Source organism: Micromonospora sp. DT4 (genome assembly GCF_049841675.1).
Taxonomy (GTDB): Bacteria; Actinomycetota; Actinomycetes; order Mycobacteriales; family Micromonosporaceae; genus Micromonospora.
Genome location: NZ_JBNCKT010000295.1, coordinates 1 through 1,222, shown reverse-complemented (window position 1 = coordinate 1,222; position 1,222 = coordinate 1). Strand labels below are relative to the sequence as shown.

The following is a 1,222-nucleotide window of genomic DNA, read 5'->3' as shown; positions in this document are numbered from 1 at the left end:
GAGCCAAACAAGCCCACTACGCCCGCCGCCTCACCCTCGAACTCCAGCCATGATCACGAAGTACGGCTGCCGTACTAAGTCCGAGCGGTTGCCCCCGCAAAGGGGCGGCTCCAGTAGACACCGCGCCCCTGACACTTTCGCGGCCCGCGAGATAAGGCCGCGAGCGAGCCTTCCGATTGATCATCAACTGATCGCCGCATGCCTCGTCTTCGTGGCTGTCGTTGACCGGCCGAGTAGGACGTCAGGTCGAGCAGAACCGGCTAGGGTGCCGGCGCCGACGAGCGGTGGCGTGCCGTACGTACCCTGGTCTGATGCTGCTCCGCACGTCCCAGCCCGCTGACTACCAGCAGATGGCGGACATCCTCTACGGCATGGGCCACGATCAGGAGGGCTGGGACTACCAGTACGCCGCCGAGGGAGGCCCTGAACCGTCCCTGCCGAGCTGGGTAGCGGTCGACGGGAACGAGGTTCTTGGCCTGGTCGAAGGCCGCTTCGACTCGACGTACGACGAGCGCATCGAGCAGCCGGACCACCCCTTGCCGCACGCGTGGATCTACCTGATTGGGGTCCGCCCCGACGCGCAGCGGAAAGGCATCGGCACAGCTCTGGTGCGCTACTTCGCCGAGCAGGCAGCCCTGGCAGGATGTTCATTCGTCGCCCTATCGCCTGATCAGAGCGATGACGATGTTCTGAAGCGAGTGGCCTTCTTCCGATCCTGTGGCCTCGCACCGCTGATCAACGGTGACCCTGAAGACGTTCACGGCGCGCCGCTTGCCGAGTTGCTAAGCCACCTGCGATAGCTAAGCGGCCAAAATTTGAGCGGAAGCTGGGCGCGAATGAGGTATCGCTCTGGCGGTGCTCAGATTCTCGGCACCCCAGCGGTCGCCGGTCGCGACGATCGCGACGGACCGGACCCCTGGGCCTGACCTCAGGTCCTTGATCCGAGCAGAATCAGTTGGGGCAACGCCTTCAGGACCACCAACGGCTCCTGACCTTGATCTCGCGTACGGGTATCTCGGAGGGGTGTAGGGGGCGTTCGACGATGGGGCGCATCGTGTGGGGTGTGATGCGGTCGCGTTCGTGCTCCTCGGCGAAGCGGGCGGCCTGTTCGTGTTCGCCGAGGGTGTCCAGGGCCTTGAGGAGGTCGGTTATTGACCCGTAAGGCAAATAGTTGATGGTCAGGAGGCGGCGTAGCGGACTTCGGGCTTGCGGAACAAGGATT

Annotated in this window: 2 protein-coding genes; one reads left to right on the top strand and one right to left on the bottom strand. The window is 64.2% G+C overall.

The genetic code is table 11. The features are described 5' to 3' along the window. The first annotated feature begins 311 nt into the window (after positions 1 to 311). Positions 312 to 800 carry a GNAT family N-acetyltransferase gene (locus ACLQ24_RS29735; protein WP_091592794.1) on the top strand — a complete coding sequence of 163 codons (489 nt, stop codon included), beginning with the start codon at positions 312 to 314 and terminating at the stop codon, positions 798 to 800. A gap of 169 nt (positions 801 to 969) precedes the next feature. Here the strand turns inward: ACLQ24_RS29735 and ACLQ24_RS29730 are convergent. Continuing rightward, positions 970 to 1,222, bottom strand: a 253-nt coding sequence (locus ACLQ24_RS29730) for a hypothetical protein (protein ID WP_425895053.1), incomplete at its 5' end; no start/stop codon positions are given.